The organism is Sphingosinicella humi (genome assembly GCF_003129465.1).
Lineage (GTDB): Bacteria > Pseudomonadota > Alphaproteobacteria > Sphingomonadales > Sphingomonadaceae > Allosphingosinicella > Allosphingosinicella humi.
On the sequence record NZ_QFFF01000001.1, the window covers coordinates 1,413,060 to 1,426,171 of the forward strand.

Here is a 13,112-nt window from a genome sequence, read left to right on the forward strand (position 1 = left end):
TCATGTCGCGAATTCCCGTCCGCCCTTTCCTCATAGCCAAGGACGAGGAGGGCAATTTCAGGCTGACGGTTCGGGAGACTCGCTACAACAGTCAGGGCTACCCCATCGTCACCTCACATCTGCAGGATGAGCACTTCAAGACCGCGACCGCGGCCCGCAACCACGCCAAGGAGCATTTCGCGGCCGAGGCGGGCCAGTTCGCCCTCAAATAGCCGCGGCTGAAGCCCGCCTGCGGCTTCCCCGAGCCGTTCATCCCAAGCGCGTCGGCGGGCGTCGACCTGCCCACGCCCGCCGACCACGCGCCTTCCCCTCTTCGGTGACGCTCCGCCGCCGCTCGATCGCGGCGCCGTTGCGCCCATGCCTTCGCGGACCTCTTGCAGGGCGGCCGATGCCAGCGCCGGCCCAGCCGTTTGCCGGCCGTCAATTGGCATCAAATCCGCATCGAACTGGTGCCGTGGGACTGCCGAGAAGCGCGATCGAGTGCGACGCCCGCGCCTCGTTCGTGCGGCGGCGTCCCCATCGGCTCGTCTCACCATCCGCTCCTGGTATCCGCACAACTGCGGGTAGCCCCGGGCGTGTTCATCTGGGCGAAAGGTTGGCCTGACACGGGCAGGAGCATCCATGGTGCTCGGCCATGGTGTGTTCAGGTGCAGCCACATGCCGCACCTTTGGATGAAGCTAGATGGAGAGGGTTCTGACAGCCGGATACACCGCCATGGGGGCGGCGGTCGGACGAGAAGCTGCGATCATGCAGGCCTGACTGGTCGAGTTTGAAGGAATAGCAATGAGAGTCATTTCCAGAAGCCCAAAAGTTCTCTTACTGGCCATGCTGGCCGGCACAGCGCCGGTCGGCTTGGCTGCGCAGGCCCAGGACCCGTCGGAAAGCGAAGTCCTGGCGACGGTCTATGCCCCGGCCCCGCCCGACGCGTCCCAGATGACCGAAGGTCCCAAGGTCGAGGGCATCATCTCCGCCCGCAGCGGCAACCAGATGCAGGTCACGACCGCCGACGGCACCAGCACGGTCCTCACCCTGACCGATGACACGAGGGTCAAATCGAGCGGAGGTTTTCTGGGCCTCAATCGCTCCGAGCTCGAGGTCACTTCGCTGCTCAACGGTCTGCCGGTCAGCGTCGACACATTGCAGTGGGAGGGCGGCCTGGTCGCGAGCGAGGTCGATCTCAAGAACAAGGACCTCAAGACTGCCTCGATGATCCATAACGGCACCGACCAGCGCTTCAACGAGCATGGTGCGGCCATCCAGCAGAATGCCGCCGCAACGGAAGCGCTGCGCGGCCGCATGGGCGATCTCGACCAGTACAACATCAAGCGCACGACCAACGTGCATTTCGATACCAACAAGGCGGTGCTGTCCGCCGAGGCCCAGGCCGAGCTCTGCGCCACGGCCACCGAAGCCGAGGCGATGGACAACGCCCTGCTGCTCGTTGTCGGCTACACCGATTCGACGGGCGAGCTGGATTATAACCAGCAGCTCAGCGAGAAGCGGGCGGGCCGCGTCGTCAATCATCTCCAGCAGGCCTGCGGCTGGAAGCCCTACCGGATGCTGACCCCCACCGGCATGGCCGAAGCCGATCCGGCGGCGAGCAACGACACCGCCGAAGGCAAGGCGCAGAACCGCCGCGTCGCGGTGAACATCCTGGTCAGCAAGGCCGTCGACGGCCTGTAAGACGCGCGGGGTGGGCTAAGCCCACCCCGCCATTCCCGGCTGGATCAGCTTTGCGCCCGAGCTCGCAACTAGAGCTTCATCGGTCCCTTCGCTTGCTGCTGGAGTGCTGCACACCCAACCGTGCACTCGATCCGGGACGACGCTCACGATGACCATTGATGAATCGGCGCTCCACGGCAGCTTGTCCGGCGATCATGCGCTGATGGCAGCCCTCCCGTCGGCAGGTCCGAAGCCGATCGTTCGCGTCGGGCCAATCCGGGACATTCCAAACTAAAAGGCCCCGCATCTCTGCGGGGCCTTCTTGCTCGCTCGTGGGGACTGGCGCCCCCGCTAGCTTAGTCGTCGTCGCGGGTCAGGAAGGCCGGGGCGAATTCGGGCTCGCTCCCGTCATCCTTCTCCGGGCGATCGGAGCGTTCGCCGCGCTCGCGGCGGGGGCCGCGATCACGATCGCCACGATCCCGGCCACGGCCACGATCACGGCGGCCTTCGCCGTCGCGGCGGGGGCCACGGTCGCCGCGCTCGCCGCGGGGACGCTCCTCGCGCGGCGGACGGGTGTCCTCCAGCTCCTCGCCGGTTTCCTGGTCGACGACCCGCATCGACAGGCGGACCTTGCCGCGCTGGTCGACTTCCAGCACCTTGACCTTCACTTCCTGGCCTTCGGAGAGGACGTCGCCGACCTTCTCGACACGCTCGTTCTTGATCTCCGAGACGTGGACGAGGCCGTCCTTGCCGCCCATGAAGTTCACGAAGGCGCCGAAATCGACGAGGTTCACGACCTTGCCGGTGTAGATCTTGCCGACCTCCGGCTCCTCGACGATGCCCTGGATCCACTTCTTCGCGGCCTCGATCTGGCTGAGGTCCGAAGAGCTGATCTTGATGACGCCGTCGTCGTCGATGTCGACCTTGGCGCCGGTCTCGGCGACGATCTCGCGGATGACCTTGCCGCCGGTGCCGATGACGTCGCGGATCTTCGATTTGTCGATCTGCATCGTCTCGATGCGCGGGGCATGGGCCGAAAGCTCGCCGCGGGTGTGGTCGAGCGCCTTGGCCATCTCGCCGAGGATGTGCGCCCGGCCCTCATTGGCCTGGTGCAGCGCGGTCTTCATGATCTCCTCGGTGATGCCGGCGATCTTGATGTCCATCTGGAGGGACGTGATGCCCTCGGACGTGCCGGCGACCTTGAAGTCCATGTCGCCGAGATGATCCTCGTCGCCCAGGATGTCGGAGATGACGGCATAGTCGTCACCCTCGAGGATCAGGCCCATGGCGATGCCGGAGACCGGACGCTTCAGCGGAACGCCGGCGTCCATCATGGCGAGGCTGCCGCCGCACACCGTCGCCATCGACGACGAGCCGTTGGACTCGGTGATGTCGGAGAGGACGCGGATCGTGTACGGGAACTCCTCCGCCGTCGGCAGCACCGGATGAAGCGCGCGCCAGGCGAGCTTGCCGTGGCCGACTTCGCGGCGGCCCGGGGCGCCGAAGCGGCCCACTTCGCCGACCGAATAAGGCGGGAAGTTATAGTGCAGCATGAAGCGCTGGTAGGAAAGGCCCTCCAGCCCGTCGATCATCTGCTCCGAGTCCTTGGTGCCCAAGGTGGTGGTGCAGATCGCCTGCGTCTCGCCGCGGGTGAACAGGGCCGAGCCGTGGGTGCGCGGCAGGAAGCCGACCATCGCTTCGATCGGACGGACGGTCTTGGTGTCGCGGCCGTCGATGCGGCGGCCTTCCTTCAGGATCGCCGTGCGGACGATTTCCGCCTCGAGCTTCTTGACCAGCTTCGCCGCGGCCAGCTGGGCCTGCGGATCGGCCTCGGCGAAGGCTTCCTTCGCCTTGTCGCGGGCGGCGTTGAGCAGGGCCGAACGCTCCGACTTGCTGGTCGTGCGATAGGCCTCGGCGATGTCGTTGCCGACGAGGTCCGTGAGCTTCTGCCTGACGTCCGCCATGTTGTCGGCCTGCGCGAGCTCCCAAGGCTCCTTGGCGGCCTGCTCGGCGAGCTTGATGATCGCCTCGATGACCTTCTGGCCTTCCTTGTGGGCGAACATGACGGCGCCCAGCATGACGTCCTCGGACAGCTCCTTGGCTTCCGATTCCACCATCAGCACGGCGTCGTAGGTGCCGGCGGCGACGAGATCGAGCTCGCCGTCCTTCACCTGCTCCTGGGTCGGGTTGAGGATATATCCGCCGTCCTTGTAGCCGACGCGGGCGGCCGAGATCGGGCCCATGAACGGGATGCCCGACAGGGTCAGCGCCGCCGACGCCGCGATCATCGCGACGATGTCCGGCTCGTTCTCGCCGTCATAGGAGAGCACCTGCGCGATCACGAGGACTTCGTTGTAGAAGCCTTCCGGGAAGAGCGGGCGAATGGGACGGTCGATGAGGCGGCTGGTCAGCGTTTCCTTTTCGGTGGCGCCGCGCTCGCGCTTGAAGAAGCCGCCCGGGATGCGCCCGGCGGCCGAGAATTTTTCCTGATAGTGGACGGTCAGCGGGAAGAAATCCTGCCCCGGCTTCACATTCTTCGCCGCGGTGACGGCGCACAGGACGACGGTTTCGCCGAGGGTCGCGAGCACCGCGCCGTCGGCCTGACGGGCAACGCGGCCCGTTTCGAGTATCAGGGTCTTTCCGCCCCACTCGATTTCCACTTTCTTCATGTTGAACATCTGTTTTTCCTTCTCGCCCGCAGCCCTATGCGGCGGGCGGCCTATGAACCGGGCCTCTGCCCGGTGAGTTGGACCCAAATGGCCCAGTCCGGCGCCGCCGGATTGCGGTCGCCAGATATGCGAAGCGGCCCCGCAGGGCCGCTCCGGCTTTACTTACGAAGACCGAGCTTCGTGATGAGATCGAGATAACGCTGCTCGTCCTTCTTGCGGAGATAATCCAGAAGCGAGCGGCGCTTGTTGACGAGCATCAGAAGGCCGCGGCGGGAGTGATTGTCCTTGGCGTGCGTCTTGAAATGCTCGGTGAGGTTGGCGATGCGCTCCGTGAGGATCGCGACCTGGACTTCCGGGGAACCCGTATCGGTGCCGCCCCGGGCGTTGTCCTTGATGATTTCCTGCTTGCGTTCAGCCGTAACCGACATCGTCCATCCTTTCGAAAACTAGAGGTTGAAGCCGCGCACCACCCGAAGCTGCCCCTCGGAAAGCTCCACCAGCGCAACCGGAACAGACTGGTCGGTCGCTAGGTAGAGCCCTGGCTGTGCGGCGATCCCGATCGCTTTCTGCCCCTGGCGGAGCAGCCTTGCCTGATCGGGGGTGACGGAGAGAGCCGGGATGTCGTCCAGCCCCGCCGTCAACGGCAAGAGTGCCTGTTCAAGGTCGCGGGCCTTAGCGAGTTCGCCCAATTTGTCCAGCGAAATCGCCTGTTCGAGGGTGAACGGCCCCGCCTTGCTCCGCCGCAGCAGGGTGACCGAGCCGACGGTGCCAAGCGCCCGGGCGATGTCCCGCGCCAGCGAGCGGATATAGGTGCCCTTGGAGACATGGGCGACGAGGGTGACGGCGTCCAGTTCCTCCCCGGAACGGGGAGGGGGACCATGCGCAGCATGGTGGAGGGGGCGGGGCCTCTCCAGGCTCGCTGGCGCTCGCGACCCCTCCACCACGTCGCTTCGCGCCGCGGTTCCCCTCCCCGTTCCGGGGAGGATTTGAAGGGAATGCACGGTCACCCGCCGCGTCTTCATCTCGACGTGTTCGCCGGCCCTAGCGCGATCATAGGCCCGCTTGCCCTCTACCATCAGCGCGGAATAAGCCGGCGGCACCTGCTCGATTTCCCCTGTGAAGCGCGGCAGCACGGCCTCCACCTGCTCCAGTGTCGGCCGGACGTCGGAGGTCGCCACCGCCTCCCCTTCGGCATCGAGCGTGCTGGTCTCCGTGCCGAAGCCGATCGCGAACTCATAAACCTTGTCGCTGTCGAGCATCCGCCCGGCGAGCTTCGTCGCCTCGCCCAGGGCCACCGGCAGGACGCCGCTCGCCAGCGGGTCGAGCGTGCCGCCATGGCCGACCTTCACCTTGGGATAGTCGCCCTCGCGCAGCGCCCGCTTCACCGCCGAGACGATCGGCGTCGACCCCGGCCCGACCGGCTTGTCGATGATCAGCCAGCCGTGGATGGCCATTCGTCCGAACGTGCCGCGCCCACGGCGCGGGCCGCCCCCAGCGTCACTCCTCCTCGTCTCCGCTGAGGTCGCGGGCGACCTTCGGGTCGCGTAGCAGCCGGTCGATGTGGCTGCCCTCGTCGAAGCTCTCGTCGGGGAGGAACTTCAGCATCGCGGCATATTTGGTGTTCACCCGCCGCGACACTTCGCCGCGCAGGTAGCGGACGTTGCGCTTCAAGGCGGCGATCACCTCCGCCTCGTCGGCGCCCAGCAGCGGCTTCACGAACACGGTGGCGTGCCGGAGGTCCGGCGACATGCGCACCTCGGTGACGGAGACCGGATGGCTCGCCAGCACCTCGTCATGCACGTCGCCGCGCATCAGGATCTCGGACAGCGCATGGCGCACCTGCTCGCCGACGCGGAGCAGGCGCACCGAGCGGCCTTCAGGAGTTTCGTTGTGGCGCATCGCTTTCCTCACCGTCATTCCGGCGCATGCCGGATTCTCGTTGGGAAAGGTCGCGACCCTTCACGACGAGACCCCGGCCTGTCGCCGGGGTGACGCCTTTGCCTACAAAGTCCGCTCGCGTTCCTCGACCTCGAAGACTTCGAGGTGATCGCCCGGCTTGATGTCGTTGGTGTCGGCCAGGAGCACGCCGCACTCGAGGCCCGCCCGGACTTCGGCGACGTCGTCCTTGAAACGACGCAGCGACGAGATCGTGGTCTTGGACACGATGACGTCCTCGCGAGTGAGCCGCGCATGGAGGCCCTTGCGGATGACGCCTTCGAGGACCAGCAGGCCGGCCGCCTTGTCCTTCTTGCCGGCCGGGAAGACCTCCTTGACCTCGGCACGACCAAGCACCGTCTCGACCATCTCCGGCCCGAGCTCGCCCGCCATCGCCGACTTCACCCAATCGGTGAGGTGGTAGATGACATCATAGTAGCGGAACTCGACGCCCGTGCGCTCGGCGACTTCGCGCGCCTTGGCGTTGGGACGGACGTTGAAGCCGATGATCGGCGCGCCGGACGCGCCGGCCAGGGTCACGTCGCTCTCGGTGATCGCGCCGACGCCCGAATGGAGCACGCGCACCTTGATCTCGTCGGTCGAGATGCGGTTGACGGCGTTGACGATCGCCTCGGCCGAGCCCTGCACGTCGGCCTTGATGACCAGCGGGAACTCCATGATCGTGCTCGCCTTCGAGGCGAACATGTTCTCGAGGCTGACCGGGGCGCTGGTGGTGCGCTTCCGATCGAGCACGCTCTGGCGGTAGGCGGCGACCTCGCGGGCGCGCGCCTCATTCTCGACCACCGAGAAGGGATCGCCCGCCGACGGCACCGCCGACAGGCCGAGCACCTCGACCGGCACCGACGGCCCGGCTTCCTTCACCTGGCGGCCCTTGTCGTCGATCATCGCGCGGACCTTGCCGCTCGCCGCACCGACGACGAAGATGTCGCCGACGCGAAGCGTGCCGCGCTGGACGAGCACGGTCGCCAGCGGTCCGCGGCCCTTGTCGAGCTTGGCTTCGACGACCGTGGCTTCCGCCGGACGGTCGGGGTTGGCCTTGAGCTCGAGGATTTCGGCCTGGAGCTGGATCGCCTCGAGCAGCTTGTCGAGGTTGGTCTTCTTGAGCGCCGAAACCTCGACGTCCTGGACGTCGCCGCCCATGTCCTCGACCACGATCTCGTGCTGCAGCAGTTCCTCGCGGACCTTCTGCGGATTGGCCTCGTGCTTGTCGATCTTGTTGATCGCCACGATCATCGGCACGCCGGCGGCCTTGGTGTGGTTGATCGCCTCGACCGTCTGCGGCTTCAGGCCATCATCGGCCGCGACCACCAGCACGACGATGTCGGTGACGTTGGCGCCGCGCGCGCGCATCTCGGTGAAGGCCTCGTGGCCCGGCGTGTCGAGGAAGGTGATCTTCGACTTGTCGGGCAGGCCGACCTGATAGGCGCCGATATGCTGGGTGATGCCGCCGGCTTCGCCCGCCACGACTTCGGCACCGCGGATGGCGTCGAGCAGCGACGTCTTGCCGTGATCGACATGGCCCATGATGGTGACCACGGGCGGACGCAGCCGCAATGTCTCGGGCGCATCCTCCTCGCCGCCGATGCCGATCTCGACGTCGGCTTCGCTGACGCGCTTGATGTTGTGCCCGAACTCGGTGACGAGCAGCTCGGCCGTGTCCTGGTCGATCGTCTGGTTGACGGTGACCATCATGCCCATCTTGAACAGCGCCTTCACCAGGTCGGCGCCGCGCTCCGCCATGCGGTTGGCGAGTTCCTGGACCGTGATCGCCTCGGGCACCACGACGTCGCGGATCTGCTTTTCGCGCGGTCCGGACTGCTGATGATGCCGCTTTTCCTTCTCGCGGGCGCGCTTCAGCGCCGCCAGCGAGCGGGCGCGAGCGCCGCCGTCGCCATCGGTGAGCGCGCGGGTGACGGTGAGCTTGCCGGACTGGCGGCGATCATCGCGGCCGCCACGGCTCGGGCGGGCCGGCTCGGGCTTCTTGGCGGCGGGCGGATGCTTGGCGCGGCCGTGGACGCTCCGACGCTCCTCCTCCTCGCTCGCCGGCGCCTCGGGCGCGGACAAGTCGGGCTCGGCGCGCGGCTTCACCGTGGCGGCCTTCTCGGCGGCCATGCGAGCCTCTTCCTCGGCCTTTTGCCGTTCCTCTTCGGCGCGGCGATTCTCCTCGGCGCGGCGCTTCTCTTCCTCGGACGCTTCCTGGGCCTGGCGGTCCTCGCGCCGGCGCGCTTCCTCGAGCGCAGCCATGCGCGCTTCCTCGGCCTCGCGCAGCAGCTTCTCCTGAAGCTCCTTGCGCGCGGCGGCATCGTTGACCGGACGAGCAGCGGGCTTGGGCTTGGGCGGGGGCGCCTTGGCGACGGGTGCTTCCGGCTTGGGCGCTTCCTCGACCTTGGGCGCTTCGGCCTCGCCGGGCCGGCCCAGGATACGACGCTTCTTCACCTCGACCACGACGGTGTTGGACCGGCCATGGCTGAAGCTCTGCTTCACCTTGCCGGTTTCGATCGTCCGCTTGAGGCCCAACGGCGCGCGTGCTCCGAGCTTCGGCTTGTCTGTCGTATCGCTCATTCTAATCCTTCGTTCACATCCACAGCCGAAGCGCCCGACGTTTCCGCCGCCCCGGCGCTTAGCCCATCATCCGTTCCGATAAAAGCGCGCCACCTGTCGATCGCGTGACGCACACGCGCGGCGGCAGCCCGGTCGACGATGGCGACATGTACCACATTGTGCCGCCCCAGCGCCAACGACAATATGGCCCTTTCGGCTGGAAAAACCACCCCTTGGCTTTCGCCGTCGCCCATCCGCCAGGCCTGATCGAGCTTGCGGTTGCCGTCCTCGCCCGCGTCCGAGGCGTGGATGAGGAGGTGAACCTCACCGCGCCGCGCCGCGGTTTCGATCTTGTCGGATCCGGTGATCAGCGTGCCGGCGCGGGCTTCGAGACCCAGCCGATCGAGCGCCGCCTGGCGCAAGGCCTTCTCGATCCGCTCCCCCAGATCGGGCGGAATGGAGAGGGCGCCGGTCTTGAAGGCGCGAGCCAACGCACCCTTGAGCTTGCCCTTGGCCTGAGCCGCTTCCAGAGCCGCGCGATCGACGCCGATCCAGGCGCCGCGCCCGGGCGCCTTGGCCCGAACATCGGGCGCGATCTCGCCGCCCGGCCCTAGCGCGAGCCGGACGAGATTGTCGCGCGCGTCATGCTCCCCGGAAAGGATGCACTTGCGCTCGGGTATATGGGCCGATCGATCATCGGAACGGCCCTTAATGCCGCTCCGGCTGGTCAGTTCTGCCGTGTCATTGGGAGGTTTCCGCAACCGCGTCCTCCCCTTCGTCCTCAAACCAGTGAGCGCGGGCCGCCATGATGATCTCATTGCCCTGCTCGTCGGAGAGCCCATAGTCGGCGAGGATCCCGCCCTTGTCCTCGGGCCGCGAGCTTTCCTGGCGACGGCGCGGCTCCTGCCGCTTCTTCTGGACCAGTTCGTCGGTGGCGAGGTCGGCCAGATCGTCGAGCGTCTTGATGCCCGCCTTGCCGAGCGTCACCAGCATCGCCTCGGTGAGATAGGGCATCTCCGCCAGCTCGTCCGACACGCCGAGCGCGCGCCGCTCCTCGCGCGCGGCGGCCTCGCGGCGCTCCAGCGCCTCGGCGGCGCGGCTCTGCAGCTCCGCCGCCAGCTCCTCGTCGAAGCCTTCGATGGAGGACAGCTCCTCCGGCTCGACATAGGCGACTTCCTCCAGCGCGCCGAAGCCTTCGGCGACCAGCAGCTGGGCCAGCGTCTCGTCGACGTCCAGCTCGTTCTGGAACATCTCGGAGCGCTCGACGAACTCGCGCTGGCGCTTCTCGCTGGCATCGGCCTCGGTCATGATGTCGATCGCCGAATTGGTGAGCTGGCTGGCCAGGCGCACATTCTGGCCGCGGCGGCCGATGGCGAGGCTCAGCTGATCGTCGGGAACGACGACCTCGATCCGGCTTTCTTCCTCGTCGATGACGACGCGGGCGACAGTCGCGGGCTGCAGCGCGTTGACGACGAAAGTCGCGAGATCCTCGGACCAGGGAATGATGTCGATCTTCTCGCCCTGCATCTCCTGGACGACGGCCTGGACGCGGCTGCCCTTCATGCCGACGCAGGCGCCGACCGGGTCGATCGAGCTGTCGTGGCTGATGACGCCGATCTTGGCGCGGCTGCCCGGATCACGGGCGGCGGCCTTGATCTCGATGATGCCGTCGTAGATTTCGGGGACTTCCTGCGCGAACAGCTTCTTCATGAAGTCCGGGTGCGCGCGGGAGAGAAAGATCTGCGGCCCCCGATTCTCGCGGCGGACGTTGAGGATCAGCGAGCGCACGCGGTCGCCGACGCGAACGACTTCGCGCGGGATCTGCTGGTCGCGGCGGATGACGCCCTCGGCGCGGCCCAGGTCGACGACGACATGGCCGAACTCGACGCGCTTGACGACGCCGGTGATGATCTCGCCGGCGCGGTCCTTGAACTCCTCATATTGCCGCTCGCGCTCGGCGTCGCGGACCTTCTGGAAGATGACCTGCTTGGCGGCCTGTGCGGCGATGCGGCCGAACTCGATCGGCGGCAGCGGATCGACGATGAAGTCGCCGACGTTTGCGCCGGGCTGAAGCTTCTGCGCGTCGGCGTGGCTCACCTGCTTGAAATAGTCGTCCACCTGTTCGACCACCTCGACGACGCGCCACAGGCGCAGGTCGCCCGAATTCGGGTCGAGCTTGGCGCGGATGTCGTTCTCGGCGCCATAGCGGGCACGGGCGGCGCGCTGGATCGCGTCCTCCATCGCCTCGATGACGATCGCCTTGTCGATCAGTTTCTCGCGCGCGACGGCGTCGGCGATGGCGAGCAGCTCGGCCTTGTTGGCGGAAACGGCGCCCGGGGCGCCGGAGCTTGCGGTGGTGGCCATGGGTCTCAGTCCTGTCCTTCTACCTTGATGGAGTCCGCGCCCTCCGCCGAGAGCGGAGCGGTCGCTTCGATTAGCCTGTCGGTCATCAGCAGCTTGGCCGAATGAACCTTGTCGAAGGGGAGGCGCGCCTCCCCGATATTCTGCACCTCAATCAGGATCGTGTCACCCTCGACGCCGATCAGATCGCCGGTGAATTGCTTCCGGCCGTCCAGGGCTTCGCGAAGGCTGATCCTGGCTTCGTGCCCCTTCCAATCTTCGAAATCCTTGAGCCGGGTCAACGGCCGGTCGATCCCGGGCGAGCTCACCTCCAGCCGATAGGCCTCTTCGATCGGGTCCGCCTCGTCGAGCAACTCGGACAGTCGACGCGACAGCCGCGCGCAGTCGTCAAGCGTCAGCTGGCGCGTATCCGGCCGCTCGGCCATCACCTGAAGCGTCGGATCGGACTTGCCGCCCATCATCTTGACGCGCACCAGCTCCAGCCCCTCGGCCTTGGCCGCGGGCTCGATCAGTCTCGTCAGTTCGGCGACGTCCGCCATCCATGCATCCCAACAACCAAAGGGCCTCGGTGCCGGCCCCACCCTGGGACCAGCCTCAACATTGTTACCGATGTCGAGAAAGGCAGGGGCTATATAGGGGAAGGTCGGGAAGGGAGCAAGCCGCGATTGGGCACGCCCCGGCTCCCGTCTTGAAACCGATTTTTCGGCCACCCAAATTAGCGCCGCCGGCTGCCATTGCGGGGCCGGCTGACCAGAGGGCGTCCGCTCTCTCGGACGCACCTTGTAACATCGTTGCTCCAAGGAGGACTTTGATATGAGGAACGAATTCGACCTTTCCGGCTTCCGCCGGTCCACCATCGGCTTCGACAGGCTCTTCGACCTGCTCGAAAGCAGCGCAGCCGCCCAGAACAGCGACGGCTATCCGCCCTTCGATCTCGAACATGACGGCGAGGACCGCTACCGCATCACGCTTGCGGTGGCCGGGTTCAAGCCGGACGAGATCGACGTGACGGCGCAGCAGAACCTGCTCATCGTGTCCGGCCGCAAGGCGGACGAGCAGAACGGCAATGCCAATTATCTCCACCGCGGCATCGCCCGGCGCAGCTTCGAACGCCGGTTCGAGCTTGCCGATTTCGTGCAGGTGAAGGGCGCCGACATGAAGGACGGCCTCCTCACGATCGAGCTCCAGCGCGAGATCCCCGAGGCCATGCGCCCGCGCAGGATCGAGATCGGCCGGGGCGTCCAGCAGCTCGACACTTCGGGCGAAGCGACGACAAAGGTCGACCGCGAGGCCGCCTGAACCAAGTGGTGGCGACATGACCGCTCCGGGCCGGCTCCGGCTGGCCCGGAGCATGTCGGGCCGCCTTCGACTGTAAGCCACAAGGAGGAGTGATTATGTCTATTCGTGATCTTGTTCCCCGGGCTCGGCAGGAGAACCGTGCCCCGATGCTTCTCGACCAGGAGGATCGAAATCCGTTCCTCTCGCTCCGGCGGGAGATGGACAGGATGTTCGACGACGTCCTTCGCGGCTTCGGCGGCCCGTCCATGATGATGAGTCGCATGACGAGTTGGCCGAGCGTCGAGGTCAGTGAAACCGACAGCGAGTTCCGCATCATCGCCGAGGTGCCGGGCCTCAATGAAAAGGACATAGAGCTCACCGTCGACGACGGCATGCTCTGCATCCGCGGCGAGCGGAGGTCCGAAAGCGAGGCCAAGGATCGAGGCTATTCCGAGCGCTTCTACGGACGCTTCGAACGGCGTATCGCGCTGCCGAGCGGCGCCGAAGAGGACAAGGCGTCAGCGCGGTTCGAAGAGGGCGTGCTGACGGTGACGATCCCACGTTCGGCGGAGGTCGTGCGCGGCCGGCGTATCCCGATCAGCGCGGGCACTCGGCACTGACAGCCCACAAACGCTATCCGGGCC

General features: G+C 66.6%; 12 protein-coding genes. 4 read left to right on the forward strand and 8 right to left on the reverse strand.

Translation table 11 applies throughout. The features are described 5' to 3' along the window. Nucleotides 1-2: 2 nt before the first annotated feature. The gene (locus DF286_RS06995) at nucleotides 3-212 is read left to right on the forward strand and encodes a hypothetical protein (protein ID WP_109270777.1); all 210 of its coding nucleotides are present in this window, start codon (nucleotides 3-5) and stop codon (nucleotides 210-212) included. Between the two features lie 572 nt (nucleotides 213-784). Then, a complete protein-coding gene (locus tag DF286_RS07000) occupies nucleotides 785-1,684 on the forward strand; it encodes an OmpA family protein (protein WP_109270778.1) in 900 nt (299 codons plus the stop codon). Nucleotides 1,685-2,019: 335 nt separating this feature from the next. Here the strand turns inward: DF286_RS07000 and pnp are convergent, their stop codons facing one another. From pnp to rimP, 8 genes are all read right to left on the reverse strand, one after another. Further along, entirely contained in the window at nucleotides 2,020-4,341 is a 2,322-nt protein-coding gene (pnp, locus tag DF286_RS07005) for a polyribonucleotide nucleotidyltransferase (RefSeq protein ID WP_109270779.1), read from the reverse strand. 149 nt (nucleotides 4,342-4,490) lie between these two features. Continuing rightward, nucleotides 4,491-4,760 (reverse strand): 30S ribosomal protein S15, encoded by a 270-nt coding sequence (gene rpsO, locus DF286_RS07010; RefSeq protein ID WP_109270780.1) that lies wholly within the window; start codon nucleotides 4,758-4,760, stop codon nucleotides 4,491-4,493. Nucleotides 4,761-4,778: 18 nt separating this feature from the next. Continuing rightward, on the reverse strand, nucleotides 4,779-5,786 hold the full coding sequence (truB, locus tag DF286_RS07015; RefSeq protein ID WP_109270781.1) for a tRNA pseudouridine(55) synthase TruB: 1,008 nt from the start codon (nucleotides 5,784-5,786) through the stop codon (nucleotides 4,779-4,781). 43 nt (nucleotides 5,787-5,829) lie between these two features. After that, nucleotides 5,830-6,231, reverse strand: a complete 402-nt coding sequence (gene rbfA, locus DF286_RS07020) for a 30S ribosome-binding factor RbfA (protein WP_109270782.1) — start codon at nucleotides 6,229-6,231, stop codon at nucleotides 5,830-5,832. Between the two features lie 102 nt (nucleotides 6,232-6,333). Further along, nucleotides 6,334-8,850 carry a translation initiation factor IF-2 gene (infB, locus tag DF286_RS07025; RefSeq protein WP_109270783.1) on the reverse strand — a complete coding sequence of 839 codons (2,517 nt, stop codon included), beginning with the start codon at nucleotides 8,848-8,850 and terminating at the stop codon, nucleotides 6,334-6,336. Next, entirely contained in the window at nucleotides 8,847-9,560 is a 714-nt protein-coding gene (locus DF286_RS07030; protein WP_243444857.1) for a DUF448 domain-containing protein, read from the reverse strand. The genes infB and DF286_RS07030 overlap by 4 nt, the downstream gene beginning before the upstream one ends. 10 nt (nucleotides 9,561-9,570) lie before the next feature. Next, nucleotides 9,571-11,193: a transcription termination factor NusA gene (nusA, locus tag DF286_RS07035; protein ID WP_109270785.1), complete on the reverse strand. Its 1,623-nt coding sequence runs from the start codon at nucleotides 11,191-11,193 to the stop codon at nucleotides 9,571-9,573. Nucleotides 11,194-11,198: 5 nt separating this feature from the next. Further along, complete coding sequence (gene rimP / locus DF286_RS07040) at nucleotides 11,199-11,729, reverse strand: ribosome maturation protein RimP (protein ID WP_109270786.1); 531 nt, start codon at nucleotides 11,727-11,729, stop codon at nucleotides 11,199-11,201. A 274-nt stretch (nucleotides 11,730-12,003) separates the two neighbouring features. Between rimP and DF286_RS07045 the strand changes: the two genes are divergently transcribed. Beyond that, complete coding sequence (locus DF286_RS07045) at nucleotides 12,004-12,489, forward strand: Hsp20 family protein (protein ID WP_109270787.1); 486 nt, start codon at nucleotides 12,004-12,006, stop codon at nucleotides 12,487-12,489. 146 nt (nucleotides 12,490-12,635) lie between these two features. After that, nucleotides 12,636-13,088 (forward strand): Hsp20/alpha crystallin family protein, encoded by a 453-nt coding sequence (locus tag DF286_RS07050; protein WP_341533232.1) that lies wholly within the window; start codon nucleotides 12,636-12,638, stop codon nucleotides 13,086-13,088. Nucleotides 13,089-13,112: the final 24 nt, after the last annotated feature.

What these genes read in the sequence shown, in the direction of transcription:
- pnp (WP_109270779.1), bottom strand. Translation starts at nt 4,341, where the DNA reads ATGTTCAACATGAAGAAAGTGGAAATCGAGTGGGGCGGAAAGACCCTG.
- DF286_RS07000 (WP_109270778.1), top strand. Translation starts at nt 785, where the DNA reads ATGAGAGTCATTTCCAGAAGCCCAAAAGTTCTCTTACTGGCCATGCTG.
- DF286_RS07045 (WP_109270787.1), top strand. Translation starts at nt 12,004, where the DNA reads ATGAGGAACGAATTCGACCTTTCCGGCTTCCGCCGGTCCACCATCGGC.
- truB (WP_109270781.1), bottom strand. Translation starts at nt 5,786, where the DNA reads ATGGCCATCCACGGCTGGCTGATCATCGACAAGCCGGTCGGGCCGGGG.
- infB (WP_109270783.1), bottom strand. Translation starts at nt 8,850, where the DNA reads ATGAGCGATACGACAGACAAGCCGAAGCTCGGAGCACGCGCGCCGTTG.
- rimP (WP_109270786.1), bottom strand. Translation starts at nt 11,729, where the DNA reads ATGGCGGACGTCGCCGAACTGACGAGACTGATCGAGCCCGCGGCCAAG.
- rpsO (WP_109270780.1), bottom strand. Translation starts at nt 4,760, where the DNA reads ATGTCGGTTACGGCTGAACGCAAGCAGGAAATCATCAAGGACAACGCC.
- DF286_RS06995 (WP_109270777.1), top strand. Translation starts at nt 3, where the DNA reads ATGTCGCGAATTCCCGTCCGCCCTTTCCTCATAGCCAAGGACGAGGAG.
- DF286_RS07050 (WP_341533232.1), top strand. Translation starts at nt 12,636, where the DNA reads ATGCTTCTCGACCAGGAGGATCGAAATCCGTTCCTCTCGCTCCGGCGG.
- rbfA (WP_109270782.1), bottom strand. Translation starts at nt 6,231, where the DNA reads ATGCGCCACAACGAAACTCCTGAAGGCCGCTCGGTGCGCCTGCTCCGC.
- nusA (WP_109270785.1), bottom strand. Translation starts at nt 11,193, where the DNA reads ATGGCCACCACCGCAAGCTCCGGCGCCCCGGGCGCCGTTTCCGCCAAC.